The following is a 25,883-nucleotide window of genomic DNA, read 5'->3' on the forward strand; positions in this document are numbered from 1 at the left end:
GGGATGAAGATGCGTACAAATGAATTGATGCTCTATAAAAATATGGAATACGGGGAGCTTCTCCTGGATATGACATTTTTGATGGAGAACTATGACAATGAATATTACAATCGGGAGGATTTAAGGAGCCTTGTATTCGAGTGTGTGAATTCACTGCTCGAATTATCAACAAGTCATGGCTTCGAAGGGAATCTGTGGCATACCTATCTGACATTTCTTCTGGCCAGTGATGAGAATGCTTACAGTACTTCCTGCGAGATCGTGGGACCTGTGGAGGGCAGTATCAATGAGATCGCACTCCATGATTTTGCCGTGTTCAAAGAATTATTTGACTATGATTTCAGCGGTCTGAAAGAGGCACTGGATGTGGACTGCCTCTCCATTTTGATGAACTATAAGAATGTAAATGAGGGCAGTAAGGTGTTCAACAAGCGGATTCGGGACAGAATCTGCGGACTGGCAAAAGCACTCGGTATGGCCGGGAGCGTGGACGCATTCAAAGAGACTCTGACACAGTTCTATCGGGAATTCGGTGTCGGGAAGCTGGGACTTCATAAGGCATTCCGTGTTGAGCACCCGGAAGATGAGGGCGTTCAAATCGTGCCGATCACTAATATTGCTCATGTACATCTGGATGACTTGGTCGGATATGAGATCGCAAAGAAGAAGCTGATCGATAATACCCGCGCATTTGTGGAAGGACGAAGAGCAAATAACTGCCTTCTCTTTGGAGATGCAGGCACAGGTAAGTCCTCCTCCATCAAGGCGATCCTGAATCAATATTATGATCAGGGACTGCGTATGATAGAGGTATATAAGCATCAGTTCCAAGATCTGAACGATGTGATCGCGCAGATCAAGAACAGGAATTATAAGTTCATCATTTATATGGATGATCTGTCATTTGAGGAATTTGAGATTGAATATAAATACTTAAAGGCAGTGATCGAGGGTGGTTTGGAAAAGAAACCAAAGAACGTGCTGATCTATGCGACCTCCAACCGCCGTCATCTCGTACGCGAGACATTTAAGGATAAGGCGGACCGGGATGAAGAATTACATACCAATGATACTGTACAGGAGAAGCTGTCATTGGTTGCAAGGTTTGGTGTGACGATTTATTTTGGCTCACCAAGCAAAAAGGAATTCCAGCAGATCGTAAAAGAGCTGGCAAAACAGAATCAGATCGATATGCCGGAAGAGGAGCTGCTCCTTGCAGCAAATAAGTGGGAGCTGACTCACGGTGGACTTTCCGGACGGACAGCGCAGCAGTTCATCGATTATCTGCTAGGATGCAGTGAATAAGTGGTGGTGACTATTCACGGTCCGCAGTGATTGATTTCTGAATAAAAATAAAGAAGGTTAATTCATGATTAAATATGTAAAAAAAGGACAAAGCATCATTTTATTGGGCATATTATGTACAATTTTGACGGTCGGATGCAGCAGTAAAATGACGCCTAAAAAAATGATGGCATCGGTTTCAACAAATCTTGCAAAAGCAAAATCTGTCACAAATACACTGCGTATGGATATCGAGCTGGAAGATGTGCTGGATACCATGAAGATTAACATGGATATGAAGATGGAAAATACAGTAAAGCCGAAGGCAGGACATGCATTAGGAAGCGCAGAGGTAGAATTTGGAGGCACGAAGCTGGGAAGTGATATCGAAATTTATCAGGTAAATGAGGGCAGGGAAGCCGTCACTTACAGCCGCATGTACGATAAGTGGAGCAGAGAGGCCTCTGATAATTCAAAGAAGAGTACTTTTAACGGGAATCTTTTCCAGGAAGCAGGAGATTCGATCGAGTCCTTTCGGATTGCTGAGCAGAATGTAGAAGTAGATCACAAGGAGTGCTATCAGATGTATGGGAATGTCACAGGTAAAGAATTATTGGAATTCATGGGCCTGGATATGATGGGAGCCTTTGGACTGGTAGAAATTCCAGATGAGGATGCCATCACCAGCCTGGAAGTGCCAGTTACGATCGAGGTCTATAAGGAGGACATGCTTCCCGCACGGGTTATTGTGGATATGACAGATGTGATGAACGAATTGTATGATAAGTACGATAAGAGCACGAATGTCAATGATTTTACCATAGAACTCGGGTATACAGGATTTGATGATGTGAAGGAAATTTTAGTGCCGCAAGAGGTAAAAGATTCCTGTACACAGGTACAGAATATGACGGGACAGTCTTCGGATATGTAATTCAAGAAAGAGCTGTCGAAAATTTTATCTTAAGAGAAAAGAGGGAGCGCCCACGCATCCAAATGGATGGCAGGCGCTCCTTTGTTATCCCGGCTTAAGTGCTGTTCATATGGGTCAGGAAAGCTCCTGGATCTGTGAAATATCACTGTCGATCATCAGGGAGTAATTCGTATAATATACGACGAATCCCGGCTTTCCTCCATTAGGTTTCTTGACATGCTTTTTCTCGATATAATCGATCTCTACTTTTTCGCTGCCCCGGGCCTTGGAATAGTAAGCCGCAAGCCGTCCGGCCTCCTCAAATGTCCTGTCTGGAAGTTCCTGTCCTTCCGTCTTTACGACGACATGAGAGCCGGGAGTTCCCTTCGCGTGGAACCACCAGTCATTCCCAACGGCAAAATGGAAGGTGAGCTCATCATTCTGCAGATTATTTTTACCTACATACATATGGAAGCCGTCACTGGAAATATAGTGGAGCGGTTTATTTTTGATCTTGATTTTTTTCTTTGTAAACTTTCTGCGCATGTATCCGGCATTGATCAGTTCTTCCTTGATCTCTGCCAGGTCATCTTCTGTCAGGGCAATATCCAGGGCATTGCTGATGGATTCCAGATAGGTGATATCATCCTGTGTCTCCTGTATCAGCTTGGAGAGCGCCTCGAAGGTCCGTTTCTGTTTATTATATTTGTCAAAGTAGCGCTGCGCATTTTCCTGCGGTGTCTTAGTGTGATCCAAAGGAATCGTAATCATCTCGTTGGTATAGTAATTAAGGGCTTCCAGCTTCTTTGCCCCCGGCTCTAAGTTGTAGCCGTAGGTGTGGAGCAGCTCCCCATAGACCTTGTATTTATCCCGGTTTTCCGTATCCTTGAGCTGTTTTAGCTGTAGATCATACTTCTTTTTATTCCGGTCCAGAGCAGTCTGTACAATGTGACGCAGATCGGCTGATTTTTGACGGATTCGGGTAATGGTGTTCTTCGAAGCATAGTAGGTCTCCAGCACTTCTGATATACTGGAAAATTCTTTTCTCGTATAACCGCCAAAATGTGTCAAAGGCAGTGCAGAAAATTCTTTTGGTTCCTTTCCATCATAATAAATGGCAGGAGAGAAGCGTCCCTCTTTTACCGCAGAAAAGTAAATGGTAAACTGATTATACAGATGCTTGAAGGTATCCCCGGACAGCTCTTTCGGGGAAAGGTAAGAATCAATTCCGCTGAGCGTACAAATCTCTTCCGCAGCCACTGGGCTTACTCCGGTAAAGCTTGTATAAAGGGATTTTGCAAGCGTCATGTTCCTTTTAATGAGAAGCTCTATAAAATCAGATTCCGATACACTTAAGGGATCTGATTTTTCCATCGTATCCGGCACAAAGTAATCTCTGCCAGGCAATACTTCACGCACGGAACTCATCTGAGCAGACACGTGCTTGATACTGTCGATGATCATGCCGTTTTCATTACAAAAGATGATATTACTGTGCTTTCCCATGATCTCCACGATGAGATCTTTTTTACAAAGATCTCCCAGCTCGTCCAAGTGCTCAATTGTAAAATGGATGATCCGCTCCAGTTTTGGCTGGTAGATATCCACAATCCGTCCATTGCTGATGTGCTTACGCAGGAGCATGCAGAAATTGGGCGCTGTCATGGGGCTTGGCTTATTCGAATCGGTCAGATAGATCAGTGGGAGGGATGCGCTCGCAGAGATGCAGAGCCTTTTCTGGCCGGAAGTTGACTTGATGGTCAGAAGCAGTTCGTCTGTCTCCGGCTGTGCGATCTTGGCGATTCTTCCATTTAATAATTGTTCTTTTAATTCGTGGACCAGACAGGCCACGCATGTTCCGTCAAATGCCATGTTCATTCCTTTCTTTTAAAGGCCCATTTTTATATGATAAAAAGATCAGGGCCTGATTTCTGGCGTTTTTCAAGGACCTCCAGATCCCTTAACACCAGGTCAGTTATATATGCTGTTTCATTTTTCCCAGACAGGTTCTTGATCCTATCCTTTGTCCCTTTCGGGAGTTTTATTGTAAGCGTGTCGAACTGACCGCCTGCAGAAGTTTTTGCCATCTGAATACCACCTCCTGTGTATCGGTCTTTCTTTATATGCCAGTGTGGCGTGTTTTTCTATACTATAGTATCGTTGCCGCCCCAAAATGTCAAGAATCAGAGGAATCTTAACATGTAAGGTTGACCTGATAGGGCAGTAGGGAGTATAATGTTTCATAATGCGTAATTAGCAAAATCTAGTAAATAAAAAGGATGAACGACCATGATAAAAAGCATGACAGGCTTCGGAAGATGTGAGGTCTTAAAGGATTCCCGAAAGTTCACTGTAGAACTTAAAGGTGTGAACCACAGATATCTGGATGTGAATATCAGGATGCCGAAGAAGCTTAATTTTTTTGAGACATCAATCCGTACTCTGCTCAAGAAGTATGCGAACAGAGGGAAGGTTGACATTTTTATTACATATGAAGATACATCTGAGAATCAGGTATCATTAAAGTACAATGCTGCTTTGGCCGCTGAGTATATGAAGTGTTTTAAGCAGATGGAGGAAGAGTTCCACCTGGAGAATGATATCCGTGTCTCCACTTTATCACGCTGCCCGGAGGTACTTACGATGGAGGAACACAGCGAGGATGAGGAAGAACTCTGGAATGGCTTAAAAGAGGCACTGGAAGGGGCATTTGCCCAGTTCGTGGAGACCAGGACGACAGAAGGCGGTAATCTCAAGAAGGATATTTTAGAGAAGCTTTCAGGCATGGAGAAGCTGATTGCATTGATCGAGGAACGTTCTCCTCAGATCGTGGCAGAGTACCGGGCAAAACTGGAAGAAAAGGTGAAGGAGCTGCTTATCGATACACAGATGGAGGAGAGCCGGATCGCAGCGGAAGTGATTATTTTTGCGGATAAGATCTGTACGGACGAAGAAGTGGTGCGTTTAAAGAGCCATATCAGCCATATGAGGGATACCCTGGAGGAGAAGGAAGGCATCGGGCGCAAGCTGGACTTCATTGCCCAGGAGATGAACCGGGAGGCCAACACTATTTTATCAAAGGCCAACGACCTGGAGGTCTCCAACTGTGCCATTGGTCTCAAGACGGAGATCGAGAAGGTCAGAGAGCAGATACAGAATATCGAATAAAGAAAGAAGACTCAATAAAAAGAAAGAAAAGCAGAGGATATCATGATGAATAGAAGAGGAATTCTAATCGTAGTATCAGGATTTTCTGGTTCCGGCAAGGGAACTTTAATGAAGGAGCTGTTGAGCAGGTATGAGGATACCTATGCATTGTCAATCTCCGCAACGACCCGCAGTCCAAGAGAGGGAGAAGTAGACGGAAGAGAATATTTTTTCAAAACAAGGGAAGAATTTGAAAAAATGATTGCGAAAGATGAATTGATAGAGTATGCTAGGTATGTGGAAAATTATTACGGAACCCCGCGTGATTATGTAGAGAAGCAGCTTGATGCAGGGAAGGATGTCATTCTTGAGATCGAGATCCAGGGAGCTTTAAAGGTGAAGAAAGCATTCCCGGATACCCTGTTATTGTTTGTCACACCTCCGTCAGCAGAAGAATTGAAGAGACGTCTGGTGGGCAGAGGTACGGAGACAATGGAAGTCATTGAATCCAGGATGAAGCGCGCGGTGGAAGAAGCCGAAGGCATGGACAGATATGATTATCTGATTATCAATGATGATCTGGAGACCTGTGCGAAGCAGATGCACACGATTATCCAGGGCGAGCATCACAGAAGTTTTCGTAATACAGGATTTATGAAAGAAATCAAAGAAGACTTAAGCAGAAGTTTGAAAGGAGAATGATAAGATATGTTACATCCATCTTACACTGATTTAATGAAAGTCGTTAACAAAGACGTAGAGGAAGGCGAGACTAAGATCGTCAACAGTCGTTATTCTATCGTTCTTGCAACATCAAAGAGAGCAAGACAGCTAATCGACGGTGAACTCCCGCTTGTGAACGCAAAGGACGGAGAAAAGCCGCTTTCAACAGCAATTGAGGAGCTGAATGAAGGCAAGTTAAAGATCATCGCTGAGAATGCGGAAGAAGAATAATCAAGAAAAGAAGGCAGATGCATAGAGTATCTGCCTTTTAAAAATAGGAAAAATGTAGCAATTGGGAGGTTTTATGAAGATATTATTTATTTCTCTAGGGTGTGACAAGAACCTGGTAGACACAGAGGTCATGCTGGGCCTTTTGGCATCCAGAGGATATCAGATGACAGATGATGAGACAGAGGCGGAGATCATCGTGATCAATACCTGCTGCTTTATCCACGATGCCAAGGAAGAGAGTATCCAGAATATCCTGGATATGGCGGAATATAAGAAGGCTGGAAGGCTGAAAGCGCTGGTCGTGACAGGGTGTCTTGCTGAGCGTTACCGTCAGGAGATTTTAGAAGAGATTCCAGAAGTGGATGCTGTGCTGGGGACGACAGCCTATGATAAGATTCTGGATGCCATCGATGAAGCACTTGCGGGACAGCACAGTGTCACAGTGACAGATATTAACGCACTGCCTCAAGTAGAGACGCACCGTCTGGTCACGACGGGAGGGCACTTTGCTTATCTGAAAATTGCAGAAGGCTGTGACAAGCACTGTACCTATTGTATTATCCCGAAGATTCGGGGGAATTTCCGAAGTGTTCCGATGGAACGGCTGATCAAGGAAGCTGAGTACCTGGCAGAGCAGGGAGTGAAGGAATTGATCCTCGTTGCCCAGGAGACCACTCTTTACGGGAAGGATCTGTATGGGAAAAAGAGCCTGCATCTTCTTCTGAAAGAGTTGTGTAAGATCAGTGGAATCAGATGGATTCGTGTTCTGTACTGCTATCCAGAGGAAATCACGGATGAGCTGATTCAGGTGATGAAAGAGGAACCGAAGATCTGTCACTATCTGGATCTGCCTATCCAGCATGCCAATGACGAGATTTTGAAGCGCATGGGCAGACGGACATCCAAGCAGGAGCTGATCGATATCATTCAAAAGCTGAGAAGCGAAATTCCAGATATTTGTATTCGGACGACCCTGATCACCGGATTTCCGGGGGAGACAGAGGAACAGCATGAAGAATTGATGGATTTTGTGGATGAGATGGAATTTGACAGATTGGGTGTATTCACCTATTCACCGGAGGAGGATACTCCGGCCGCAGGTATGCCGGGGCAGATCGAGGAGGAAGTAAAGGAAGACCGTCAGGCAGAGCTGATGGAGCTTCAACAGGAGATCGCCTTTGACAATGCGGAAAATATGGTCGGCAGAGAGGTTCTTGTCATGATCGAGGGAAAAGTGGCAGATGAGAATGCATATGTGGGCAGGACATACCGCGATGCGCCGAATGTGGATGGATTGATTTTTGTGAATACGGATGAGGAGCTGATGTCCGGGGATTTTGTGAAGGTGAAGGTTTCCGGTGCAGTAGATTATGATTTAATAGGAGGAATTGAGTAATGAATTTACCTAATAAACTTACCATATTGAGAATTATCATGGTTCCGTTTTTTGTATTTTTCCTGTTGACAGACTTAGTCGACGGAAGTAAATGGATTGCGCTGGTCCTCTTTATTGTTGCAAGCCTGACGGATCTGCTGGATGGAAAGATCGCCAGAAAGTATAACTTAGTCACGAACTTCGGCAAATTCATGGATCCTCTGGCGGACAAGCTGCTTGTATGTTCCGCTATGATCTGCTTGATTGAGATGGATAAGCTGCCATCCTGGATCGTCATTATCATTATCAGCCGCGAGTTCATCATCAGTGGATTCCGTCTTGTAGCAGCGGATAGTGGAATCGTGATCGCTGCAAGCTACTGGGGCAAGTTCAAGACTGTTTTCCAGATGGCAATGATCATCGTATTGATTGCAGATCTGGGTGGAGTATTTGATATTATATCACTGATTCTGATTGCTGTTGCATTGGCACTTACAATCATCTCTCTGATCGATTATGTAGTGAAGAACAAACAAGTATTGACGCAGGGAGGAATGTAAGGATGTATCCAGAATGGGAATTAAATCAGAGGAAAGCGGATGGAAAGAGCCTGGAGGAGTGTCTGGTGGAGAAGCTGATTCAACAGGGAATGACAGTTACCACCGCAGAATCCTGTACAGGAGGACTGATCGCCGGTACTTTAGTGAATGTACCGGGGGCATCTGATGTCCTCAATGAAGGGTATATCACTTATTCAAATGAGGCGAAGGAACGCCTTGTTAGAGTCAGTCATGATACGTTGGAGCAATATGGCGCGGTCAGTGAACAGACGGCACGTGAGATGGCCGAGGGAGCAGTAAAGGCAGCGAAGGCAGATGTCGGATTAAGCTCTACAGGAATCGCAGGTCCGGGAGGCGGAACAAAAGAGAAGCCGGTAGGACTGGTATATGTAGGCTGTTCTGTGCGCGGGAAGACGGCTGTAAAGGAATGCAGATTCTCAGGTGACCGTATGGAGAACCGTCTGAATACGGTTCAGACGGCACTTGCCATGGCACTTGAGATGTTGGGATAAGCGGCAGATCAGGGCTTTGGATCTTAAGGAAAGAACGAAAGACAAATATTGTCTGATAAATCAGCTATGACATACAAGAAACTTGTATAATCTTACAATTGACGAATGTCGAAAATTGTGCGAAAATATTTCATATACGGCGTTAAATAAATATCAAGCGCCTATAGGAAGAAAATCATACATATTTGAAAGGAGTTTTAACATGATTTATTCACATGAAGTAGAAATGATGTGTCCGGTAGCTCAGGGTGCAAATCACGGACCAGCTCCAATTCCGGAAGAAGCAAAATGGGTACAGGCTAAAGAGATTAAAGATATTTCTGGTTTGACACACGGTGTAGGCTGGTGTGCACCACAGCAGGGAACATGTAAACTGACTCTGAACGTAAAAGACGGTATCATCCAGGAAGCTCTGGTAGAGACAATTGGATGTTCAGGAATGACTCACTCTGCTGCTATGGCATCTGAGATCCTTCCAGGAAAGACCATCCTGGAGGCATTGAATACAGACCTTGTATGTGATGCAATCAATACAGCTATGAGAGAATTATTCTTACAGATCGTATACGGAAGAACACAGAGCGCGTTCTCAGAAGACGGACTTCCTATCGGTGCTGGTCTGGAAGACTTAGGAAAGGGACTTCGTTCACAGGTTGGTACAATGTACGGAACACTGGCTAAGGGTCCTCGTTACCTGGAGATGGCAGAGGGTTATGTAACAGGAATCGCTCTGGATGAGAACGATGAGATCATCGGATACCAGTTCGTAAGCCTTGGCAAATTCACTGACTTCATCAAAGCAGGAGATACTCCGAACGATGCTTGGGAGAAAGCAAAAGGACAGTATGGACGTGTTGCTGACGCTGTGAAGATCATCGATCCACGTAAAGAGTAATCGGGATAAGCATATAGGTAACGTTAGATTAAATCAGGAGGACAATTAAATGGCTTTATTTGAATCATATGAAAGAAGAATTGATAAAATCAATGAAGTATTAAACAGCTATGGTATTGCTTCTATCGAAGAGGCAGAGAAGATTACAAAGGATGCCGGACTTGATGTTTACAATCAGGTAAAAGGAATCCAGCCAATCTGTTTTGAGAACGCTTGCTGGGCATACATCGTAGGTGCAGCAATTGCAATCAAAAAAGGATGTACAACAGCAGCTGACGCAGCAGCAGCAATCGGTGAAGGCCTTCAGGCTTTCTGTATCCCGGGATCTGTAGCAGATCAGCGTAAAGTAGGTCTTGGACACGGTAACTTAGGAAAGATGCTTCTGGAAGAAGACACAGACTGCTTCGCATTCCTGGCAGGACACGAATCCTTCGCAGCAGCAGAAGGTGCCATCGGTATCGCTGAGAAGGCAAACAAGGTTCGTAAGAAACCTCTGCGTGTTATCCTGAATGGTCTTGGAAAAGACGCTGCAAAGATCATTTCCAGAATCAATGGATTTACATATGTACAGACAGAGTACGACTACTACACAGGAGAACTCAAAGAAGTTCAGAGAACAGCTTACTCAGAAGGTCTTCGTGCAAAGGTTAACTGCTATGGTGCAAACGACGTACGTGAAGGTGTTGCAATCATGCACAAAGAAGGCGTTGACGTTTCCATCACAGGTAACTCAACCAACCCGACACGTTTCCAACACCCGGTAGCAGGTACATACAAGAAAGAATGTATCGAGCAGGGCAAGAAGTACTTCTCCGTAGCATCAGGCGGTGGTACAGGACGTACACTTCACCCGGACAACATGGCTGCAGGACCGGCTTCCTATGGTATGACAGATACTCTCGGACGTATGCACTCTGATGCACAGTTCGCAGGATCTTCATCCGTACCGGCTCACGTAGAGATGATGGGTCTGATTGGTGCAGGTAACAACCCGATGGTCGGAATGACCGTGGCTGTTGCAGTCAGTATTGAAGAAGCAGCAGACGCTGGCAGATTCTAAGGAACACAGCATTTTCAAGGGTTCCAAAGACTGCAAGAACACGTCAGAACATGCGAAAACGCCTATGTACTACACGGGAAATACACGGATAATACACAGACGTAATACACACAGAATAAGCCCCCAGAAATCAATCTGGGGGCTTTCATTATGCAGATATTTCCGAGAGGGCAGCAGGATCAGTCCCAGTCTGCGTCAATGGATTCAAATTCAATATCTTCGCCGGAATAATCAATCAAAGCAACTGCGGCAACGTAGTCGGAAAATGGGCGGTGAGTGTAGACGGCTTCGGTCACGTCGCGGATCTTATGCCCGACGATCGCTTTCAGAAGATTTTCGTCAACATCAAAATGCTTCGCGCATGAAATAAAGGTGTGACGCGCTTCGTGCGGGGTGTGAGTAGTCCCCAGCGCACGCATGACGTTCTTGAAGCGTCCACGGTATTGATCATATGTCATGTATTCGCCCTTTTCATTCGTGAATAGGAACTTGCTGTCTGGGTTGTAGTGCTTCTGAACGATCGGTCGTATTTTCTCATGTATCGGGACAATTCGATCAGTTCCGGCTTCTGTTTTCATTCCGCCTTTTATCCGCCAGCGAACGAGATCCACGAAGCGCGTTTCAATCAAAGTCACTTCCGAAGGACGAAAACCAGAATACAAGGCAAAAAGAATCATGTCCACGACGCTGAATTCTTGCATTTTCCACAGCTTCTGAATTTCGCTGTTCTTAAACGGCACGCGCTTCGTCTTGTCGCGCTTCCCTGCCTTATGCACAAATAATGCGGAATAGTCCTTTTCAACGACTTCGTGGATCATACACCATTTATACATCAGATTGAAAAGCGACTTCATTCGCCCTTTCGTGGCGTCCCCGACTTCCGCGTCTTTGATCACGCCCTGCATGTGTTCCACCCGAATGTCGCGCATTCGGATATTATACAGCGGTTCACAATAGGCATAGGCGGCTTTGTAGCTGCGGGCAGATGAAGGATTTTTCAAAGTTTCAAAGTATTCAGCAGACCAGCGATCATACACACCAGCGAATGTGATTTTGTGCGCTTCAATGTCATAGGGGTTTTGAAGATAATTGTTCAAAGCCGTTTCTGCTTCCACGCGGGTTGCGAATGTGCCGATCGACTGATATATCTGTTTTGATCGCCCCGTTTCGGGATCCAGCTGCCAGCCGATCGTCACCCTTGCCCCGAAGGGCTTGCGACGTTTTCCACCTATCTTATAGACGGAGCCGTCGCCGTTTGCACGTTTCATTGCCATATATAGCACCTTCTTTCCGAAAAATGGGCGCAAAAAAACAAGCCCCCGATTTTTCTGATTGTTTATTTGAAGGGCTTGTGCTATAATATTTTTGCGAAGAATATTACAGCAGCCCGTTCAAAACGGAGTTTGCAGCCGCCTTGCGTTACCAGCGCAGGGCGGTTTTTCTTTTTATGTGTCTATAAATGAAATTTTCATTTCAGCACCGAAGTTTTTATTTTTTCCGCCGCCGTATGTATTGAAATAATCAACAACATATTTGCGATCGGAATTTTCTTCAAGATAGTGAATGAATTCTTTCGGAACATTACCGACAATATAGTCATTAACATATACATAATACGCAGGAGCGTCTTCGAAGATATATCTTTCAAGACGAACTTCATATCCAGAATCGAAAGGCGGATCTTCGAAGTGTATCTTCCGAAGTATAGATTGTCGGGAGCGAATGCGCCCGCTTTCATTGCTGAAAGAAACGCCAGCAACATTGAAAACAAGCCCGCGAATTTCTTCTTGCTGGACAGCAGAAGAAGGAAGCGTTGATTCTTGTTGCGAAGCAGTGGAAGACGTACCATGTGCAGCAGAGATAAACAAAACGCCGACAACAATGCAGATAATACCAGTTGCAATGCCATATTGTGAAAAACCGATAAAGCTTGAAATGATACAGCAACCGCCGATAAAATAAAAAGCAATTCGTTTCATTTACATTCCTTCTTTCTATTTTCTAAAATATTCAATATGTACCACATTTCCGCGCTTTTGGTATTTTATGCCATTTTTGCTGCGTCCCCTTTTGCCACATATCCGAGATCACGAAGTTCTTCTGCGCGTTCCAGCAGCTTGTCTTTTCCACTTTGATTCAAAGATCTATATGTATTCAATAGCTTGCTTTCTGCTTCTGATAACTGTTCGTTATCGTTGAAAATTCCACACATATCATTCAAAGTGACTTGAAGGAAATTGCAGATCAAAAATAAAGTGTCAATATCTGGCGTATATGCACCACGTTCCCAGCCGGAAACGGTTGACACACCGATTTCAAGAAAGTCGGCAAGTTGTTTCTGCGTCACTTTCCGCATTTTTCTATAAAAAATCAAATTTTTTTGTACGTTTTCTTTCAATTTCTTTTCTGTTTGAATTGTCATTTCGCAATCGCCGTCCTTTCTTATTTGTATATTACCACAGCATTTTCATACTTTCAATAAAAAAATACAGAAAAGCAGTAAAAAAGCATTGACAAAACTGTTATGCAGTATTATTATTCAAATATACAGAAATGCAGTACATCAAAAACAGAAGAAAGGACGGGTGAAAATGGTAGGCGCATACTTGAAAGCATACATGAAAGAAAAAGGAATCAAACAAAGCTATGTTGCAGATAAAGTGGGAATATCGCCGCAGATTCTGGGCGCAATGCTTAACGAACAGCGGAAAATCGAAGTTACTGAATTTTACGGAATATGTTCTGCTATAGACGCGGATCCCACACAAATGGCGGTGAACGCTGGAATCTACAAAATGCAAGAAGAAACAGCGTCTGCATAAATCACATACGACGAAAGGAAAAAAAGGAATCATGGGAAAGAAGATTGAAGATCTGAAAGAAACAGCACCTTGCGGAATGGTTATTCATTACACAGTGAATGAACAAGACATTGTTTCATACAACGACATAAACGGACGCGGCGTTCTGTGTGACGCCTGCCAGAAATGCACATGGAAGGCAATTTGCCAGCCGAAGCAGCCGGAAAAGAGAATGTCACGCCAGACGTACATTGAAATATACAATCTGATTGATGATACTATGAGGGCAGCAGGCGAGAAGGTGGAAACGGCTTGCGACAAGCTGGTGGAACTGGACGCGGATCCGAAATGCGTGCTTGCTTGTGAAATGCTTGAATCAATCAAGAGAAATCGAAAGATTTTCAATGAAATGAAAGAACTTCTGGATCGGTTCGAAGCAGAGGTCGAAGAACCGCAATCAGATAGCCAGAAATAAAACAGCCGACATGCTGGAAACATGCCGACTGCGGAAATGTTCTGAAACGCGCTGGAAACGCGATCAGATAAAATGCCAGCATTGCTGCGAACAATGCTGGCGAGTGCCACAACGGGGCGCGGGTGTGAATTATTTTTGAGTTACAGAAATTTTCGTCGAAATAGTGAATATTCGTCGGAAGTGAAGCTTGAACTGCAATTCAAGCTTTGTCGTCGAAAGTGCTGAAATTAAAATCGGCAGCAGTTCAACAACGGCTGCAACAATCAAAAATACAGTCATATTGACCTTCTTTTCTGCGTCCCGTGAAAAGCACGTTTCTATTATATCAGAAAGCAATAAAAAAATAAAGAAAATATTTACACATACGACGAAAGGGGCTGCGGAATGAAATATCAGAAAATAAAAGTCGAATTCATGGTCGGCGAAAGGGAACTGGAAGCACTGGAAGAACTGAAAGTGCAGTGGCAGCAGTACAAAGGGGAAGACGGCTCATTCCCGTTCAAAGATTACACGGTCGAAAACATGTTTCAAACAATTATGGAGATCGGCAGCAAGTACACGATCAGCGAGAAAATCAAGCAGGAGCAGTGGCGGCAGCACTTGATCAGCGACGAAGAGTTCTTCAACAAAGAGGAATTCCGCACGAAATCAGAGCGAGAAGCGGGAACAAGCCAGAAGGCATGATCCATAAATCAAAACGAAGGAAAGGAAGGAAACACAATGGCAATTTTAATCACAAAGCAGGAGCAGCAGACAGACTGGGGCGCACTGGCAGCAGGGATTGAAGAAGGAAAGATCAAGCTGAATCTGGGCGACGAAGTAAAGTTCGAATTGAAAACGGGGGAGAAGATCACGGCGCAAGTCGTAAGAACCGCAGGCAACGGAAAGCGCACAGCATTTGTTTCAAAGGAATGTCTTTCAGAAGAAATGCCTATGAACAAGAAAAGAACGAATGACTGCGGCTGGAAAAATTCAGACTTGCGGGAGAAGCTGAACACAGAGATCTTCGCACTTCTTCCCGACGATCTGGCAGCAGTTATCAAGCCAGCACTTCGCAGACAGTATGTGAAGGAATACGAAGAAGTTGTGGAGTGTGAAGACAAGCTGTGGCTGCCGTCTGAATATGAGATCCACGGACGGGAGATCTTCGCAAGGCACATTGAAGGCGAAGAGCAGTTCCCGTTCTTCGAGGACAGAAGAAACAGAATGAAGAAGATCGGCGAAGAAGGAACGGACACGGATTGGTTTTGGTGTGAGTCCCCGTACGCGTCGAACGCGACGTACTTTTGTCATGTCAACTACTATGGTAATCCCAACAGCGGCAATGCTTCGACGCCGCTTGGCGTCCCCCTCTGCTTCGAAATTTAATCTTGAATCACAGAATCCCGCCGCGTAGTGCGGTGGGGAATCACAAACGACGAAAGGAAGAATACACATGGAAAAGACGACAAAAAGAATGATTATGAGAGTTCAAGGCGAAGGAATCACGCGGATCGCGCGAGAACAGTGCTATATAAACCACAGATTCGGACACGCTATGGAGATTTTGCAGGGAAGTCTTCAGACAGACCAGCTTGACAACAATGAAATCGCGGGGTTAGCATTTGCTGTTCTTGACGGACGGGCAGAAATTAAAGGCGTTTATCCAGACGGTGACTATAGATTCGAATACAACGAAGAACCAGACAAACGCTGGCGTATTGAAAAGCTAATTTCAAAACTTGCAGAGAAGGCAGAAGAAAGCGAAGCGCAGCTGCGAGATATTCAACAGAAATATTTATTTTTGCTGGACAGAATGGAAGACTGGGAAAAACGTGCTGCAAACGACGAATACTTCGAAGAATATGAAGAAAGATTGTTCAAAGACGTGGAAGCGCGAAGGGAATCGCGGGGAAGTTCTATGCTGGACAGCTTTTTGAAACGCATGTCAGACAAAGAAGAACACACAACGGAAGACTACGGCTGGCTTGAACCGAACGGGACTTTTCATGGCGTTGAATGGGGAGAACATACGAAGTGGGCTGACGAATGGCTTCGAAAGAATTTGCCGGAAGAAGAGTATGAAAAGACAGAAAAGCGATTCCGGCTGGGTACTGGTGGCGACGCACTGGTGGAACGTGGCTGGATTCTTCTTCACAATCCTTCCTGCGGCATTGCATATCCGACAGAAAAGGAAGGCGGACACAGAACCAAAGAACAGAAAGAATTTCTTTATGATTACTACATGGAACGTCAATGCCACAAAGAAGCAAATGCAGTCTGGAAGGACGGTGACGAATAATGGAAGTAGGAAAAATCACAGTGCAGGAAGCAGCAGCAATTCTTCATGTATCACAGCAGTTCGTCAGAATCGGAATGCAGCAAAAGCAGCTGCCGATCGGAACCGCCCTGAAAATGTCTTCAAAATGGACGTACCAGATCAGCGCAGGACTTCTGGCGCAGTACAGCGGGGCAGACGTAGCAGCGGAACTGGCGCGGATCCGCGGAAAGGCGGTGGCGTGATGATTGAAAGAATCAACATGAATTTGAAACAGATCGCCGAAAGTGGTCAGTGCTTTCGCTGGAAACAGCTTGACGAAAGCGGAAAGAAATATTCTATTGTAGCATACGGGGAATATTTGCAAATTGAAGAAATCGAAGAAAACTGCTTCGAACTGTCATGTACACAGTTCGATTTCATAACATTATGGGCGAATTACTTTGACATTGACGGCGGCACAGACTATGAGGGCATAAAGGCAGCCGCAGCCGAAAAAGGCGGACTAATCGCAGACGCAGTGGCAGAGGGCGCGGGAATTCGGATTCTTCGGCAGACAGCATGGGAAATGCTGATCACATTCTTGACAGCCCAAAATATCAGCATAGCAAGAGCAACGACGCTGATCGAAAGGCTGTGTGAAAAGTACGGCTGCTGGAAACAGACGGAAGGGGTAGAATTCACGGAATTTCCAACGCCGGAAGCACTTGCAACCGCAACGCCGAAAGACTTGCGTGCGCTGGGCTTCGGTTATCGGGACAAGCAGATCATAACGGCGGCGCGGGTTGTAGCCAGTGGAGCAGTAAGCCTTCACAAACTGGCACGACTGGATCACGACACAGCGAAGCTGGTTTTGAAGAATTTTTGCGGAGTGGGTGACAAAGTGGCGGAATGTATTTGCCTTTTCGGTCTGGGACAATATGAAAGCTATCCGATCGACACATGGGTTCAGAAAATCGAAGACTATTTCGGACAAGGCTATATACAAGAAAATTTCCCCGATTATGCAGGCATAGTCCAGCAGTATTTGTTTGCATACGTCAGACGGCATGGACTTCCAGAAAGGGGGAATACATGCAAATAACATTGAATGATTTTCTGCGTCTTCTGAATAATTCAGACCGTCTGCGGATTGTAAAGGGCGGCGAAACGAAGTATGTCGGATATTTGGGGAACTTCAAACAAGACAACGCTGAATTGACGGGCGCAGAAGAAGTGGAAAAATTTCGTGCGGTTCCAGAAATAACGCACAAACAATGGAAAGGGAAGGGGCTTCGTCCCCCGATCCAGCCAGAAGAAACGGCGCAGTATAGTTTCAGCGATCTTCAAATGTCGCTGTACTACACAATACATATTTGACGGAAAGAAGCAGACGAAGGGAATCACGATCGACGGCAAATTCAAAATAAAATCGAAAGGACAGAAAAAGAAATGAGAAACAACAAAATCAAGATCGCAGGAGTGATCAAAGGAAAGCCGCAGATGATTCTTGACGCGTCAGAATTTGAACGTCGAAAATTTGAAACAAAGATTGTGGCAGAAAGAAAGAGCGGAACGGAAGACATTCTGATCTTGCAGTTCGAAGGATCTGCAATCGCGCAGGAAGACTTTGAAAAGATAGACGACGGATCGGCAATCAAACTGCGCGGGGAAATCAGAACGGAGAATGAAAAAGAAATCGTACCAACTGCGCCGACTGTGAAGATCTTTATTGCAGCAGAGAAAATGCAGCTGCTGGAAAAGGTTGAAAGCAAGCTGAACGAAGTAAAGTTGTGTGGTCACATTTGCAAGGAACCGCGCGTGCGTCAGACTGCGAAGGGGACACACATTGCTGACATTATGGTTTCGGTCAAAGGAAGGCGCGGAAGCGTTAGCTTCATTCCCTGCATTTGCTGGCAAAATGTAGCAGACGCAATGGAGAATATAAAAAAAGGCACTTATGTCGAAGTAGAAGGGCGTTTCCAGTCAAGAGATTATCAGAAGCAGATCGAAGGCGCAACACCGTATTTAATGACTGCGTATGAAGTTTCAGTCGTACAGCTGGGCGTTGATTTTGGCGACGACGTGGCAGCGGCAGAGGGAGCCGGAGCAGAAACAGAGGATCCAGCCGCAGAAGCAAACTAATTCAGCACAGAAAGGAAGGAAAGCACAAAATGAAGGGTTTTACAAGTAAGGACACGAAAGGCACAGAAGGCAAAACGAAGATCAAGACGGTTTTCATCAAAGCGCGGCGGGGAAGCACCCAAAGGCAGGCAAAAGACATGGAAATCATCATGCAGCAGGCACGCGGCATTTTGTTAGCAGACGAACACGACGAAGTTCTGGTCAAGACGGCGATCGCGGTCGGTTATGCGAATGCAATGTTCATGCACGATCTGATCGACGCAAGGGAACTTCAAAATCTTGTGGATATGTTGGGGACAATGGGCGAAGATACGATCAAGAAAGTGGACAAGATCAATCTGCAAACAATCATGCGCCATTTCCGAAGGGCGGTGGCGCAGTGAGGGCATACAAAAAGATCTATGCTGTAGACTTCGACGGGACGCTGGCAGAAACAAAGTTCCCAGAGATAATCAAGCCGAACTGGTCAATGTTCTTCACTTGTAAAATGATCAAGGCACGCGGCGACATTCTGATTCTGTGGACGTGCCGTTGCGGTGAAGACTTGACGGCAGCAGTGGAATTCTGCAAGAAGCATGGACTTGAATTTGACTATATCAATGAGAATGTGCCGGAAAATGTTGAAAAGTTCGGAAATGACAGCCGGAAGATATTTGCACATGAATACATAGACGACAAAGCTTGGTCGCCGAAAGCTATGCGTGACGCTTCCAGACTGTACAGAAGGGCAATTCGACGGATAAACCACAGATTTTTGAAGGAAAGGTTGAAGAGAATGAAGAAAGGAGCGAATGAACATGGCAAAAACGGGGGCATGTAGATTCTGCGGGCAGCAGCACATGATCGAAAACAGCGAAGAAATGACAGATCCGCAGCTGGAAGAGTGCGCGACGCTTCACTGTGAATGTGATGAAGCGAAGGTGTATCAAGAAGCAGCACAGCGGAGAGAAAAGGCAAAGCAGCGTGTTGATGAATTGTTCGGGGAAGGCGCGGGAAATTATTCGCAGCCGGAAGCGGTGATCAGCACGATCAAAGGCGTGATTGATCTTGTCTGTGACAAGCGGGCAAAGAATATGACAATCACAATCAGAACGGGCTTGAAGTGCCGGATCATGCAAATGGCGAAAGACAAAATCAAAGTCGTGCGCGAAGTATCTGACACGAATTCGTTCGAACAGTAAGCACATGCGAAGAAAATCACAACCGACGAAAAAAACTGAACAAAAAAAGAAGCATTTGAACGGGAATTCAAATACTTCTAAGCGGTACACATAAATAATAAAACCGTTAAAAATATTATATAGCATGTGTGCCGAAAAGTCAACAAATATGCGGGAAAAAGCCCGCATGGGTGACTTGTTAAGTTTATTATTTTACCGACAAAAGGGGTTGTGACACATGCCATATAAGAGAGAGATATGCAAAGCAGGGAAAACGAAGCAATTCACGTTTTATTACAGCATTCGTGCTGACATGAAGGAAGGATCCAGAAGGCAGAAAGAGAATAAGACCAGCGAAGCACAGAAGAAAGTGAACAGCAGGCAGGCAATCAAAAAGCTGACGTGGATCTTGAATGAGAACTTCGACGGAACGTGCCAGTACATAACATTCAGTTATTCAAAAGATAACAGACCAGAAGCACCAGAAGATCTTCGGTCGGACGTTGACAAGCTGCTTCGTGGATTGAGAAGAGAGCAGAAGAAGGCAGGAACGGTTGCGAAATATGTCTGGGTTCCAGAAGTGGGGCAGCGCGGAGCAGCGCACATTCACATGTGCATAAACCATGTAGACACGCAGGCATTGAAGAAGCTGTGGAAAAAGGGCTGGATCACAATAAAACCTATGGACGACAGCGGGCAGTATTCAAAGCTTGCAGCATACTTTGTGAAGTATTCTGAAAAGACCATGAAGACGGCAGAGGGCTTCGGGGGCAAGAGGTACAACAGCAGCAAGAACCTTGTGATCCCAGAGCCGGAACGAAAGACGGTACGAAGCAGGAACGCATACAATCACACAATCACGATCCCTTCCGGCTGGTATCTGGACAAAGAAAGCGTGAAGGAAGCATGGCATGAATTCACGGGCTTCATGTACTTCACATACACATTGATTTTCGACGGCAGCAGGCGCAGAAAGAAGCAGCGCGATACATACAAGCTGAATCTGGAAACGGGCGAAATCGAAATCACAGAAAACAAGCAGGCAGAAAGGAAATAAAAGACATGGGATTGAACAAAGGATATTTGAAGGCGAAAAGGGACGCTGGAAGCAATGAACAATACACGCCGTTCTATGCTGTGGATCCTATTGCGAAATACATACCCAAAGACATGAAGATCTGGTGTCCGTTCGATCGTGACTGGTCGGCGTTCTTCCAGACATTCAAGCGGGGGGGGGTGGCAAGTGGTCAGAAGCAGCATAGAAGACGGGCAGGACTTCTTCGAATATGAGCCAGAAGGCGGCTATGACATTATTGTTTCAAATCCGCCGTTCACGAAGAAAGACGAAGTTTTGAAGCGTCTGTGCGAACTGGGGAAGCCGTTCGCAATATTGCTGCCGTTGAATTCGCTGCAAGGCGTGTCACGGTATGAGTATTTCAAGCAGGGAATTCAGCTGCTGTCATTCGACAAAAGAATCGCGTTCCATAGTCCCGACAGTATGGACAAATACAAGCGCGGCGCAAGCTTCGCGACGGTTTACTTCTGCAAGGACATTTTGCCGAAGGATCTGATCGTCGAACAGCTGAAAGAATATGAAAAACCGTTGCAAGAAGGGAGTGAAACAGAAGAAAGGACATGAAAAGAACAACAAAAGAACAAAGACGGAGAGAAAACAAGGTATTGAAGGCACTGACGCAGATCGCGGCGATTATTGCGTTGAGCCTTGCGGGGCTGTTGCTGTTTATGCTGTTTATCTGGTATAGAGCGCAGGCACAGCCGCCGCGTACTGACGAAGAACTGGCAGCACAGATTGAACGAGAGCAGGGGAAACCGTTGTCTATCGAAATACCAAAGCCGGAAACGGAAGGCAGTATCACAATATACACGCCGGACGGCGCGACGCATGGCTATTTCGGCGAAATCGACATACTAAACGACGGAACGGACGGACACCAGATACAAATTGAGTGCGGCGGCTGGCTGGTGGGTGAATACCAACACGGGGAACCAGCCTACACCGAAGAAAGCGAAGGCAGCTATGAAAAACAGAAAAATCAATGAAGACTGGGAAACCAGCAAAAGACCGAAAGCCCCGAAGAGAATTCGCGCAAGCGGGTTCAAAGGGCTTCTGGGTATCATTTCACCCAGTAAAATGTTAAAAGCGAATGTTGAAGGCGACGAAGACGTCAAAGCATACACACTGAACGTCAGAAAGTATTTGAATTATAGGCGTTTGACCACAAAGGAAGAATGGCGCGTCTTCTATCGGTTCATACGCTGGCAAAAAAGAGTGAAAGGAAGCAGCGCAAATGTACGGTAATTTGAAACGCGGGGAAGACACAGAACAAATGGGCGTCATTGACTGGGCGAACTGGAACACTGGAAGATTCCCCGAACTGAAAATGCTTTTCCATGTGCCGAACGGCGGGAAAAGGAATGCGGCGGAAGCAGCGCGATTCAAAGCTATGGGAGTGAAAGCAGGCGTGCCGGATCTGTGCCTTCCGTGTCCACGCGGCGGCTTTGCTGGGCTGTATATCGAAATGAAATACGGCAAGAACAAGACAACGGACAATCAGAACGAATGGATCCGCTTTCTGAAAAGTGAAGGCTACAAAGTAGAAGTATGCTGGGGTGGAGCAGCTGCAACGCAGATTCTGGAAGAATATTTGCAGCAGGAAAGAACCATTCTGGCAGCAGGCGGGAAATAGAAAGGCGGTGGCGAACATGCCGAAGCCGATCATTGACTGGAAAGGAAGATCCAGAAAGATTCCGTACATGTGCATTGTGTGTGGAAAGAAATTTCGGACAAAGAAAGAAGCGTACACATGCGAATGGGCGGACAGAAAAGGAATATCGAAGAAGGCAGCAGAACGAAAGCAAACGAAGGAAAGGAAAAGGGAAAATGAAAACAATATCAGTGATCAATCTGAAAGGCGGTGTGGGAAAGACAACAACCGCAATCAACATGGCAGCGTTGCTGGCGAATCGCTGGGGGAAGCGCGTGCTTTTGATTGACAACGACAAGCAGGGGAACACAAGCCAGTTCTTCGGGAAGTACATAAAAGACGCCACATGCGGGGCGGCAAGAATTCTGGAAGGCGGGGATCCGGCAATATGGGTGACAGATCAAGGGCTTGACGTGATCAATGCAAACATGACACTGGAAACGGCAGAAAATGAATTGCTGAAAAGCAATGACAGACAAGACAACAGAATGAAGATGTTTCTGCAAAAGAAAATGCAGGAATATGACTTCTGTATCATTGACAATCCGCCAGCCGTGGGAATGTGCGTGATCAATGCGCTGTGTGCTTCTGACGAAGTGATTGTTCCAGTGAAGCTTGACAACTGGGCTTTAGACGGAACGGAAATGATCACAGAAACAATCGGGCAGCTGAAAGCACTGAATAAGGACTTGAAGAAAATTTCAGTGCTGATCACGGACTTCATAAAGACGCCGGAAAGCGAAGCTGCGGAAGAATGGCTTCGGGAAAATTGTTCGGCAGAGGTATTCAAAACAAAAATCAGATTTTCGAAGAAGGTGGACAGCGCGACATATTACAAGCAGCCGCTTGACGGTTATTCGTTGATGTGTGCTGCCGCGGTGGACTACAGAAAAATGATCAAAGAATATCTGGGAAAGGAATAGACGACATGGCATTCAATATCATGGACATATTAAACAGCAAGACGGCAGGATCCGCGAACGTGGAACAGTTCGAAGAAATCAAACTGAATTACAAAGACATTATCGTAACGAAGCATAACAAATACAGCATGGACGAAATCGAAGAACTGGCAGCGGGAATTCAAATGGCAGGAGAGTTGCAGCAGCCGCTTGTTCTGGGGCGCGTGAATGGTGAATACTGGCTTGTATCTGGACACAGAAGAATCGAAGCAACAGATCTTCTGGTCAGAGAGGGCGAAGAACAGTTCGCAATGGTAAACTGCCGTTATAAGGACATGACGGAAGTTGAATTCAGAATCCAGCTGCTGATCGGCAATACGTTCAATCGGAAAATGACTGACTATGACAGAATGACGCAGGCGGCAGAGTGGAAGGAAGTTTTGCAGCAGGCAAAGAAGGAAGGAACATTCAAGCCGGAAAAAGGAACCAGAACACGCGAATATGTGGCACAGATTCTGGGCGTTTCTTCTGCTACGGTGGGAGAGTTGGAGAGGATCAACAACAACGCCACGGACAGCGTGAAAGAACAGCTGAAAGAAGGCAATTTGAACATGACGTCAGCTGCGGAAGCAAGCCGACTTCCAGAAGAAGATCAGAACGCCATTGCGGAAGCTGCGGCAGCAGGCGAAGACGTAAAAAGTGAACAGATCCGCGAAATGGCAGAGGGCAAGAAAGAAGACAAGCAGAACAAGGCAACGCAGGAGCAGTTGCAGCCGCATGCGTCAGATACCGACACAATGGAAGAAGAGAAGGAAAACGCCCGCCGCCTTCATGCACTGAAAATGCTTGAAAAATATTATATATACATGAACGAAGAAGAAGTGCGGATTCTGGAAGCTATGCTGGAAGACTGCAAGAGAAGAAAGCGTGAATATGGTCTTGAAGACGTGGGGGAAACAGCATGAAGATAGAATTGTCATTGAAAATCGACGGAGAAGAAAAGAAACTGGAATTCGGAACGGACAAGAAGGGCGAAGCGGCAGAGGTAGAAGACGCAGAGGAATTGCAGCTGACGCAGGAAGAAGCGGACAGATATGAAGCCGCTTCCGATCTGGCGGATTGTTGCGAATATCTGACAGAACCAGAATTGATCAGCTTGAAACTTCTTGTGCAGAAATGTCAAGCAAGAAGGGAGCGCGGACAGTGAAAGTAATAATTGCAACGGTAGCGGTGGCAGCCTTAGTGGTCTTTATTTGTTCAGTGGCAGCAGTCGAGGAAGCCGGAAACATCATGCGGCATACAAGGGACGGGACGGCAGGAGATAACAAGACAAAGAAAGAAGGGCGTGAAGAATGAATGTGGCAGCAGTTGTGCTTCTATCGGTAGCAGCCTTCATTTATGTGGAACTGGCAATATTCGCAGCAGTGTTCATGTACTTGAAGGCAGCAGGCAAGACAGAAGCCAGAAACGACAGAAAAATAATTCTGGTGTACAGCGTGGCAGCAGGGGTTTTCTTCCCGGTCACGTTTGCAATAATGGCGGCGTACAAAGCGGCAGAAAGGAAGTGAAAGCATGGCAATCAATTTGACAGCAGTTATCATCACAGCTATTATTTGCGCGACAATCGTTGCGCTGTCAATAATAGGCAACAGAAAAAAGAAGTAAGCAGAGGGCAGCAGACATGAACAAAGTCATACTTTTAGGGAGATTGACAAGGGATCCAGAAGTGCGCTGGGGACAAAAGAAAAATTCACAAGAACAGTTGTGCATTGTTCGTTTCAGTCTGGCAGTAGACAGAAGGGGAAGGGACGCAGGCGCAGACTTTGTTTCTTGTGTAATATTCGGGAAATCTGCGGAGAGCGCAGAAAAGTATTTGCACAAAGGTTCGAAGATTGCAGTGTCTGGAAGGATCCAGACGGGAAGCTATACAAACGAAGGCGGGCAGAGGGTGAACACGACAGACGTTGTGATCGAAGAATGGGAGTTCGCAGAAAGCAAAGCGGCAGCAGGGCAGCAGGCACAAGCGGAGCAGCCGGACAACGGCGACGGTTTTATGAACATACCAGACGGAATCGAAGATCAGCTGCCGTTTGACTAACACGCAAAAGACAATGCACAGACGCGCCAGAAGCCGCAGGAAGCACTGAAAAGAAATCATTGAAGAAATATTCAACATGTGCTATCATTAAGGCGTGAACAAGCGACACACACAACAGACGACGAATGTTTGTTGTGTGTGTCTTTTTGTTTGCAAAACTTTCCTTCGTCCAGTGTCGCTTCGGCGGCACTGGCATTCAAAGGCGCGATTCTATGACTATGACAGAAGACCAGCTGGAAGCGTGGATCCTTCAGCTGATAAAAGAAGACAAGCTTGAAAAGTTCTATAAGTGGCGCGAATGGCGCGAACTATCAGAGCAGATCAAGAAAGAGAACAACAACGAATGCCAGCTGTGCAAGAAGCGCGGCATTCATACACCAGCACGAAGCGTTCATCATGTGCAGTGGGTAAGGAAACACCCGCGTCTTGCTATGTCAAGGACATATGAATTCAACGGCAAGGTATATCAGAACTTGATCCCGCTTTGCGAAAGCTGCCACAATGAGCAGCACCCAGACAAGCGAGTGAAGACAGAATCAAAAAAAGAACATTTTGTGAACGAAGAACGCTGGTGACACTATCCCCCCGCCCAAAAAGAATCGGATTTTCAATTTACAAGGGGAATCGGGGCAGGGGGTTG

General features: G+C 45.8%; 39 protein-coding genes. 34 read left to right on the top strand and 5 right to left on the bottom strand.

The window, feature by feature from the left end; translation table 11 throughout:
* The first annotated feature begins 9 nt into the window (after window positions 1–9).
* Together HGO97_RS07445 and HGO97_RS07450 are read left to right on the top strand one after the other, a co-directional pair.
* Complete coding sequence (locus tag HGO97_RS07445; protein WP_216240685.1) at window positions 10–1,305, top strand: ATP-binding protein; 1,296 nt, start codon at window positions 10–12, stop codon at window positions 1,303–1,305.
* A 64-nt stretch (window positions 1,306–1,369) separates the two neighbouring features.
* Entirely contained in the window at window positions 1,370–2,218 is an 849-nt protein-coding gene (locus HGO97_RS07450) for a DUF6612 family protein (protein ID WP_216240686.1), read from the top strand.
* A 114-nt stretch (window positions 2,219–2,332) separates the two neighbouring features.
* Here the strand turns inward: HGO97_RS07450 and HGO97_RS07455 are convergent, their stop codons facing one another.
* Together HGO97_RS07455 and HGO97_RS07460 are read right to left on the bottom strand one after the other, a co-directional pair.
* A complete protein-coding gene (locus HGO97_RS07455) occupies window positions 2,333–4,069 on the bottom strand; it encodes an Rqc2 family fibronectin-binding protein (RefSeq protein WP_216240687.1) in 1,737 nt (578 codons plus the stop codon).
* A 29-nt stretch (window positions 4,070–4,098) separates the two neighbouring features.
* Complete coding sequence (locus HGO97_RS07460; protein WP_216240688.1) at window positions 4,099–4,284, bottom strand: hypothetical protein; 186 nt, start codon at window positions 4,282–4,284, stop codon at window positions 4,099–4,101.
* Window positions 4,285–4,486: 202 nt separating this feature from the next.
* On the opposite strand from HGO97_RS07460, the gene HGO97_RS07465 reads away from it, so the two are divergent.
* The 8 genes from HGO97_RS07465 to HGO97_RS07500 all read left to right on the top strand — a co-directional run bounded on the left by HGO97_RS07465 (window position 4,487) and on the right by HGO97_RS07500 (window position 10,700).
* Complete coding sequence (locus HGO97_RS07465) at window positions 4,487–5,365, top strand: YicC/YloC family endoribonuclease (protein ID WP_216240689.1); 879 nt, start codon at window positions 4,487–4,489, stop codon at window positions 5,363–5,365.
* 45 nt (window positions 5,366–5,410) lie between these two features.
* The gene (gene gmk, locus HGO97_RS07470) at window positions 5,411–6,046 is read left to right on the top strand and encodes a guanylate kinase (protein WP_216240804.1); all 636 of its coding nucleotides are present in this window, start codon (window positions 5,411–5,413) and stop codon (window positions 6,044–6,046) included.
* 6 nt (window positions 6,047–6,052) lie between these two features.
* Window positions 6,053–6,298, top strand: coding sequence for a DNA-directed RNA polymerase subunit omega (gene rpoZ, locus HGO97_RS07475; protein ID WP_216240690.1), 246 nt, complete (start codon window positions 6,053–6,055; stop codon window positions 6,296–6,298).
* A gap of 73 nt (window positions 6,299–6,371) precedes the next feature.
* Entirely contained in the window at window positions 6,372–7,694 is a 1,323-nt protein-coding gene (rimO, locus tag HGO97_RS07480) for a 30S ribosomal protein S12 methylthiotransferase RimO (protein ID WP_216240691.1), read from the top strand.
* The gene (pgsA, locus tag HGO97_RS07485; protein ID WP_216240692.1) at window positions 7,694–8,233 is read left to right on the top strand and encodes a CDP-diacylglycerol--glycerol-3-phosphate 3-phosphatidyltransferase; all 540 of its coding nucleotides are present in this window, start codon (window positions 7,694–7,696) and stop codon (window positions 8,231–8,233) included. The genes rimO and pgsA overlap by 1 nt, the downstream gene beginning before the upstream one ends.
* 2 nt (window positions 8,234–8,235) lie before the next feature.
* On the top strand, window positions 8,236–8,745 hold the full coding sequence (locus tag HGO97_RS07490; RefSeq protein ID WP_216240693.1) for a CinA family protein: 510 nt from the start codon (window positions 8,236–8,238) through the stop codon (window positions 8,743–8,745).
* Window positions 8,746–8,947: 202 nt separating this feature from the next.
* Window positions 8,948–9,640, top strand: coding sequence for an iron-sulfur cluster assembly scaffold protein (locus HGO97_RS07495; RefSeq protein ID WP_186874366.1), 693 nt, complete (start codon window positions 8,948–8,950; stop codon window positions 9,638–9,640).
* A 49-nt stretch (window positions 9,641–9,689) separates the two neighbouring features.
* Window positions 9,690–10,700: a GGGtGRT protein gene (locus tag HGO97_RS07500; RefSeq protein WP_216240694.1), complete on the top strand. Its 1,011-nt coding sequence runs from the start codon at window positions 9,690–9,692 to the stop codon at window positions 10,698–10,700.
* Window positions 10,701–10,879: 179 nt separating this feature from the next.
* On the opposite strand, the gene HGO97_RS07505 is transcribed toward HGO97_RS07500, so the two are convergent.
* From HGO97_RS07505 to HGO97_RS07515, 3 genes are all read right to left on the bottom strand, one after another.
* On the bottom strand, window positions 10,880–11,974 hold the full coding sequence (locus HGO97_RS07505) for a tyrosine-type recombinase/integrase (RefSeq protein ID WP_246597342.1): 1,095 nt from the start codon (window positions 11,972–11,974) through the stop codon (window positions 10,880–10,882).
* Between the two features lie 171 nt (window positions 11,975–12,145).
* Window positions 12,146–12,679, bottom strand: coding sequence for a hypothetical protein (locus HGO97_RS07510; RefSeq protein WP_216240695.1), 534 nt, complete (start codon window positions 12,677–12,679; stop codon window positions 12,146–12,148).
* 65 nt (window positions 12,680–12,744) lie between these two features.
* Window positions 12,745–13,056 (bottom strand): helix-turn-helix transcriptional regulator, encoded by a 312-nt coding sequence (locus HGO97_RS07515; protein ID WP_216240696.1) that lies wholly within the window; start codon window positions 13,054–13,056, stop codon window positions 12,745–12,747.
* 262 nt (window positions 13,057–13,318) lie between these two features.
* Between HGO97_RS07515 and HGO97_RS07520 the strand changes: the two genes are divergently transcribed.
* The 24 genes from HGO97_RS07520 (at window position 13,319) to HGO97_RS07635 (ending at window position 25,818) form a co-directional block, all read left to right on the top strand.
* The gene (locus HGO97_RS07520; protein ID WP_216240697.1) at window positions 13,319–13,522 is read left to right on the top strand and encodes a helix-turn-helix domain-containing protein; all 204 of its coding nucleotides are present in this window, start codon (window positions 13,319–13,321) and stop codon (window positions 13,520–13,522) included.
* A 31-nt stretch (window positions 13,523–13,553) separates the two neighbouring features.
* Entirely contained in the window at window positions 13,554–13,976 is a 423-nt protein-coding gene (locus tag HGO97_RS07525; RefSeq protein WP_216240698.1) for a hypothetical protein, read from the top strand.
* Between the two features lie 384 nt (window positions 13,977–14,360).
* On the top strand, window positions 14,361–14,660 hold the full coding sequence (locus HGO97_RS07530; protein ID WP_216240699.1) for a hypothetical protein: 300 nt from the start codon (window positions 14,361–14,363) through the stop codon (window positions 14,658–14,660).
* 36 nt (window positions 14,661–14,696) lie between these two features.
* Window positions 14,697–15,344 carry a DUF6273 domain-containing protein gene (locus tag HGO97_RS07535; protein WP_216240700.1) on the top strand — a complete coding sequence of 216 codons (648 nt, stop codon included), beginning with the start codon at window positions 14,697–14,699 and terminating at the stop codon, window positions 15,342–15,344.
* 67 nt (window positions 15,345–15,411) lie between these two features.
* Window positions 15,412–16,257, top strand: a complete 846-nt coding sequence (locus HGO97_RS07540) for a hypothetical protein (protein ID WP_216240701.1) — start codon at window positions 15,412–15,414, stop codon at window positions 16,255–16,257.
* Window positions 16,257–16,478 (top strand): hypothetical protein, encoded by a 222-nt coding sequence (locus HGO97_RS07545; protein ID WP_216240702.1) that lies wholly within the window; start codon window positions 16,257–16,259, stop codon window positions 16,476–16,478. The genes HGO97_RS07540 and HGO97_RS07545 overlap by 1 nt, the downstream gene beginning before the upstream one ends.
* Window positions 16,478–17,317, top strand: a complete 840-nt coding sequence (locus tag HGO97_RS07550) for a DNA-3-methyladenine glycosylase family protein (protein WP_216240703.1) — start codon at window positions 16,478–16,480, stop codon at window positions 17,315–17,317. The genes HGO97_RS07545 and HGO97_RS07550 overlap by 1 nt, the downstream gene beginning before the upstream one ends.
* Window positions 17,308–17,592 carry a hypothetical protein gene (locus HGO97_RS07555; RefSeq protein ID WP_246597343.1) on the top strand — a complete coding sequence of 95 codons (285 nt, stop codon included), beginning with the start codon at window positions 17,308–17,310 and terminating at the stop codon, window positions 17,590–17,592. Before HGO97_RS07550 ends, HGO97_RS07555 begins: the two co-directional genes overlap by 10 nt.
* 72 nt (window positions 17,593–17,664) lie before the next feature.
* Complete coding sequence (locus tag HGO97_RS07560; protein WP_216240704.1) at window positions 17,665–18,357, top strand: single-stranded DNA-binding protein; 693 nt, start codon at window positions 17,665–17,667, stop codon at window positions 18,355–18,357.
* Window positions 18,358–18,386: 29 nt separating this feature from the next.
* Window positions 18,387–18,740: a hypothetical protein gene (locus tag HGO97_RS07565; RefSeq protein ID WP_216240705.1), complete on the top strand. Its 354-nt coding sequence runs from the start codon at window positions 18,387–18,389 to the stop codon at window positions 18,738–18,740.
* Entirely contained in the window at window positions 18,737–19,177 is a 441-nt protein-coding gene (locus HGO97_RS07570; protein WP_246597344.1) for a hypothetical protein, read from the top strand. Before HGO97_RS07565 ends, HGO97_RS07570 begins: the two co-directional genes overlap by 4 nt.
* Window positions 19,155–19,538, top strand: coding sequence for a hypothetical protein (locus tag HGO97_RS07575; RefSeq protein ID WP_216240706.1), 384 nt, complete (start codon window positions 19,155–19,157; stop codon window positions 19,536–19,538). The genes HGO97_RS07570 and HGO97_RS07575 overlap by 23 nt, the downstream gene beginning before the upstream one ends.
* Before the next feature lie 217 nt (window positions 19,539–19,755).
* Entirely contained in the window at window positions 19,756–20,574 is an 819-nt protein-coding gene (locus HGO97_RS07580) for a rolling circle replication-associated protein (RefSeq protein WP_216240707.1), read from the top strand.
* Window positions 20,575–20,760: 186 nt separating this feature from the next.
* On the top strand, window positions 20,761–21,156 hold the full coding sequence (locus HGO97_RS07585) for a hypothetical protein (protein ID WP_246597345.1): 396 nt from the start codon (window positions 20,761–20,763) through the stop codon (window positions 21,154–21,156).
* Entirely contained in the window at window positions 21,153–21,578 is a 426-nt protein-coding gene (locus HGO97_RS07590) for a hypothetical protein (RefSeq protein ID WP_216240708.1), read from the top strand. The genes HGO97_RS07585 and HGO97_RS07590 overlap by 4 nt, the downstream gene beginning before the upstream one ends.
* A complete protein-coding gene (locus tag HGO97_RS07595; protein ID WP_216240709.1) occupies window positions 21,556–21,837 on the top strand; it encodes a hypothetical protein in 282 nt (93 codons plus the stop codon). The genes HGO97_RS07590 and HGO97_RS07595 overlap by 23 nt, the downstream gene beginning before the upstream one ends.
* Complete coding sequence (locus HGO97_RS07600) at window positions 21,827–22,225, top strand: VRR-NUC domain-containing protein (RefSeq protein WP_216240710.1); 399 nt, start codon at window positions 21,827–21,829, stop codon at window positions 22,223–22,225. The genes HGO97_RS07595 and HGO97_RS07600 overlap by 11 nt, the downstream gene beginning before the upstream one ends.
* A 194-nt stretch (window positions 22,226–22,419) precedes the next feature.
* Entirely contained in the window at window positions 22,420–23,166 is a 747-nt protein-coding gene (locus HGO97_RS07605) for a ParA family protein (protein ID WP_216240711.1), read from the top strand.
* Window positions 23,167–23,171: 5 nt separating this feature from the next.
* Window positions 23,172–24,110: a ParB/RepB/Spo0J family partition protein gene (locus tag HGO97_RS07610; protein ID WP_216240712.1), complete on the top strand. Its 939-nt coding sequence runs from the start codon at window positions 23,172–23,174 to the stop codon at window positions 24,108–24,110.
* Window positions 24,107–24,352: a hypothetical protein gene (locus HGO97_RS07615; RefSeq protein ID WP_216240713.1), complete on the top strand. Its 246-nt coding sequence runs from the start codon at window positions 24,107–24,109 to the stop codon at window positions 24,350–24,352. The genes HGO97_RS07610 and HGO97_RS07615 overlap by 4 nt, the downstream gene beginning before the upstream one ends.
* Window positions 24,349–24,501 (top strand): hypothetical protein, encoded by a 153-nt coding sequence (locus HGO97_RS07620; RefSeq protein ID WP_216240714.1) that lies wholly within the window; start codon window positions 24,349–24,351, stop codon window positions 24,499–24,501. The genes HGO97_RS07615 and HGO97_RS07620 overlap by 4 nt, the downstream gene beginning before the upstream one ends.
* On the top strand, window positions 24,498–24,713 hold the full coding sequence (locus tag HGO97_RS07625; protein WP_216240715.1) for a hypothetical protein: 216 nt from the start codon (window positions 24,498–24,500) through the stop codon (window positions 24,711–24,713). Before HGO97_RS07620 ends, HGO97_RS07625 begins: the two co-directional genes overlap by 4 nt.
* Before the next feature lie 113 nt (window positions 24,714–24,826).
* Window positions 24,827–25,243, top strand: coding sequence for a single-stranded DNA-binding protein (locus HGO97_RS07630; protein ID WP_216240716.1), 417 nt, complete (start codon window positions 24,827–24,829; stop codon window positions 25,241–25,243).
* Between the two features lie 146 nt (window positions 25,244–25,389).
* A complete protein-coding gene (locus tag HGO97_RS07635) occupies window positions 25,390–25,818 on the top strand; it encodes an HNH endonuclease (RefSeq protein ID WP_216240717.1) in 429 nt (142 codons plus the stop codon).
* Window positions 25,819–25,883: the final 65 nt, after the last annotated feature.

Source organism: Faecalicatena faecalis (genome assembly GCF_012524165.2).
Classification (GTDB): Bacteria; Bacillota; Clostridia; order Lachnospirales; family Lachnospiraceae; genus Faecalicatena_A; species Faecalicatena_A faecalis.

What these genes read in the sequence shown, in the direction of transcription:
- HGO97_RS07630 (WP_216240716.1), top strand. Translation starts at nt 24,827, where the DNA reads ATGAACAAAGTCATACTTTTAGGGAGATTGACAAGGGATCCAGAAGTG.
- HGO97_RS07535 (WP_216240700.1), top strand. Translation starts at nt 14,697, where the DNA reads ATGGCAATTTTAATCACAAAGCAGGAGCAGCAGACAGACTGGGGCGCA.
- HGO97_RS07445 (WP_216240685.1), top strand. Translation starts at nt 10, where the DNA reads ATGCGTACAAATGAATTGATGCTCTATAAAAATATGGAATACGGGGAG.
- HGO97_RS07490 (WP_216240693.1), top strand. Translation starts at nt 8,236, where the DNA reads ATGTATCCAGAATGGGAATTAAATCAGAGGAAAGCGGATGGAAAGAGC.
- HGO97_RS07615 (WP_216240713.1), top strand. Translation starts at nt 24,107, where the DNA reads ATGAAGATAGAATTGTCATTGAAAATCGACGGAGAAGAAAAGAAACTG.
- HGO97_RS07625 (WP_216240715.1), top strand. Translation starts at nt 24,498, where the DNA reads ATGAATGTGGCAGCAGTTGTGCTTCTATCGGTAGCAGCCTTCATTTAT.
- HGO97_RS07575 (WP_216240706.1), top strand. Translation starts at nt 19,155, where the DNA reads ATGGCAAAAACGGGGGCATGTAGATTCTGCGGGCAGCAGCACATGATC.
- rimO (WP_216240691.1), top strand. Translation starts at nt 6,372, where the DNA reads ATGAAGATATTATTTATTTCTCTAGGGTGTGACAAGAACCTGGTAGAC.
- HGO97_RS07525 (WP_216240698.1), top strand. Translation starts at nt 13,554, where the DNA reads ATGGGAAAGAAGATTGAAGATCTGAAAGAAACAGCACCTTGCGGAATG.
- HGO97_RS07515 (WP_216240696.1), bottom strand. Translation starts at nt 13,056, where the DNA reads ATGCGGAAAGTGACGCAGAAACAACTTGCCGACTTTCTTGAAATCGGT.
- pgsA (WP_216240692.1), top strand. Translation starts at nt 7,694, where the DNA reads ATGAATTTACCTAATAAACTTACCATATTGAGAATTATCATGGTTCCG.
- HGO97_RS07530 (WP_216240699.1), top strand. Translation starts at nt 14,361, where the DNA reads ATGAAATATCAGAAAATAAAAGTCGAATTCATGGTCGGCGAAAGGGAA.
- HGO97_RS07580 (WP_216240707.1), top strand. Translation starts at nt 19,756, where the DNA reads ATGCCATATAAGAGAGAGATATGCAAAGCAGGGAAAACGAAGCAATTC.
- rpoZ (WP_216240690.1), top strand. Translation starts at nt 6,053, where the DNA reads ATGTTACATCCATCTTACACTGATTTAATGAAAGTCGTTAACAAAGAC.
- HGO97_RS07520 (WP_216240697.1), top strand. Translation starts at nt 13,319, where the DNA reads ATGAAAGAAAAAGGAATCAAACAAAGCTATGTTGCAGATAAAGTGGGA.
- HGO97_RS07465 (WP_216240689.1), top strand. Translation starts at nt 4,487, where the DNA reads ATGATAAAAAGCATGACAGGCTTCGGAAGATGTGAGGTCTTAAAGGAT.
- HGO97_RS07500 (WP_216240694.1), top strand. Translation starts at nt 9,690, where the DNA reads ATGGCTTTATTTGAATCATATGAAAGAAGAATTGATAAAATCAATGAA.
- HGO97_RS07600 (WP_216240710.1), top strand. Translation starts at nt 21,827, where the DNA reads ATGTACGGTAATTTGAAACGCGGGGAAGACACAGAACAAATGGGCGTC.
- HGO97_RS07460 (WP_216240688.1), bottom strand. Translation starts at nt 4,284, where the DNA reads ATGGCAAAAACTTCTGCAGGCGGTCAGTTCGACACGCTTACAATAAAA.
- HGO97_RS07540 (WP_216240701.1), top strand. Translation starts at nt 15,412, where the DNA reads ATGGAAAAGACGACAAAAAGAATGATTATGAGAGTTCAAGGCGAAGGA.
- HGO97_RS07590 (WP_216240708.1), top strand. Translation starts at nt 21,153, where the DNA reads ATGAAAAGAACAACAAAAGAACAAAGACGGAGAGAAAACAAGGTATTG.
- HGO97_RS07505 (WP_246597342.1), bottom strand. Translation starts at nt 11,974, where the DNA reads ATGGCAATGAAACGTGCAAACGGCGACGGCTCCGTCTATAAGATAGGT.
- gmk (WP_216240804.1), top strand. Translation starts at nt 5,411, where the DNA reads ATGAATAGAAGAGGAATTCTAATCGTAGTATCAGGATTTTCTGGTTCC.
- HGO97_RS07510 (WP_216240695.1), bottom strand. Translation starts at nt 12,679, where the DNA reads ATGAAACGAATTGCTTTTTATTTTATCGGCGGTTGCTGTATCATTTCA.
- HGO97_RS07545 (WP_216240702.1), top strand. Translation starts at nt 16,257, where the DNA reads ATGGAAGTAGGAAAAATCACAGTGCAGGAAGCAGCAGCAATTCTTCAT.
- HGO97_RS07595 (WP_216240709.1), top strand. Translation starts at nt 21,556, where the DNA reads ATGAAAAACAGAAAAATCAATGAAGACTGGGAAACCAGCAAAAGACCG.
- HGO97_RS07455 (WP_216240687.1), bottom strand. Translation starts at nt 4,069, where the DNA reads ATGGCATTTGACGGAACATGCGTGGCCTGTCTGGTCCACGAATTAAAA.
- HGO97_RS07495 (WP_186874366.1), top strand. Translation starts at nt 8,948, where the DNA reads ATGATTTATTCACATGAAGTAGAAATGATGTGTCCGGTAGCTCAGGGT.
- HGO97_RS07550 (WP_216240703.1), top strand. Translation starts at nt 16,478, where the DNA reads ATGATTGAAAGAATCAACATGAATTTGAAACAGATCGCCGAAAGTGGT.
- HGO97_RS07450 (WP_216240686.1), top strand. Translation starts at nt 1,370, where the DNA reads ATGATTAAATATGTAAAAAAAGGACAAAGCATCATTTTATTGGGCATA.
- HGO97_RS07610 (WP_216240712.1), top strand. Translation starts at nt 23,172, where the DNA reads ATGGCATTCAATATCATGGACATATTAAACAGCAAGACGGCAGGATCC.
- HGO97_RS07605 (WP_216240711.1), top strand. Translation starts at nt 22,420, where the DNA reads ATGAAAACAATATCAGTGATCAATCTGAAAGGCGGTGTGGGAAAGACA.
- HGO97_RS07555 (WP_246597343.1), top strand. Translation starts at nt 17,308, where the DNA reads ATGCAAATAACATTGAATGATTTTCTGCGTCTTCTGAATAATTCAGAC.
- HGO97_RS07560 (WP_216240704.1), top strand. Translation starts at nt 17,665, where the DNA reads ATGAGAAACAACAAAATCAAGATCGCAGGAGTGATCAAAGGAAAGCCG.
- HGO97_RS07565 (WP_216240705.1), top strand. Translation starts at nt 18,387, where the DNA reads ATGAAGGGTTTTACAAGTAAGGACACGAAAGGCACAGAAGGCAAAACG.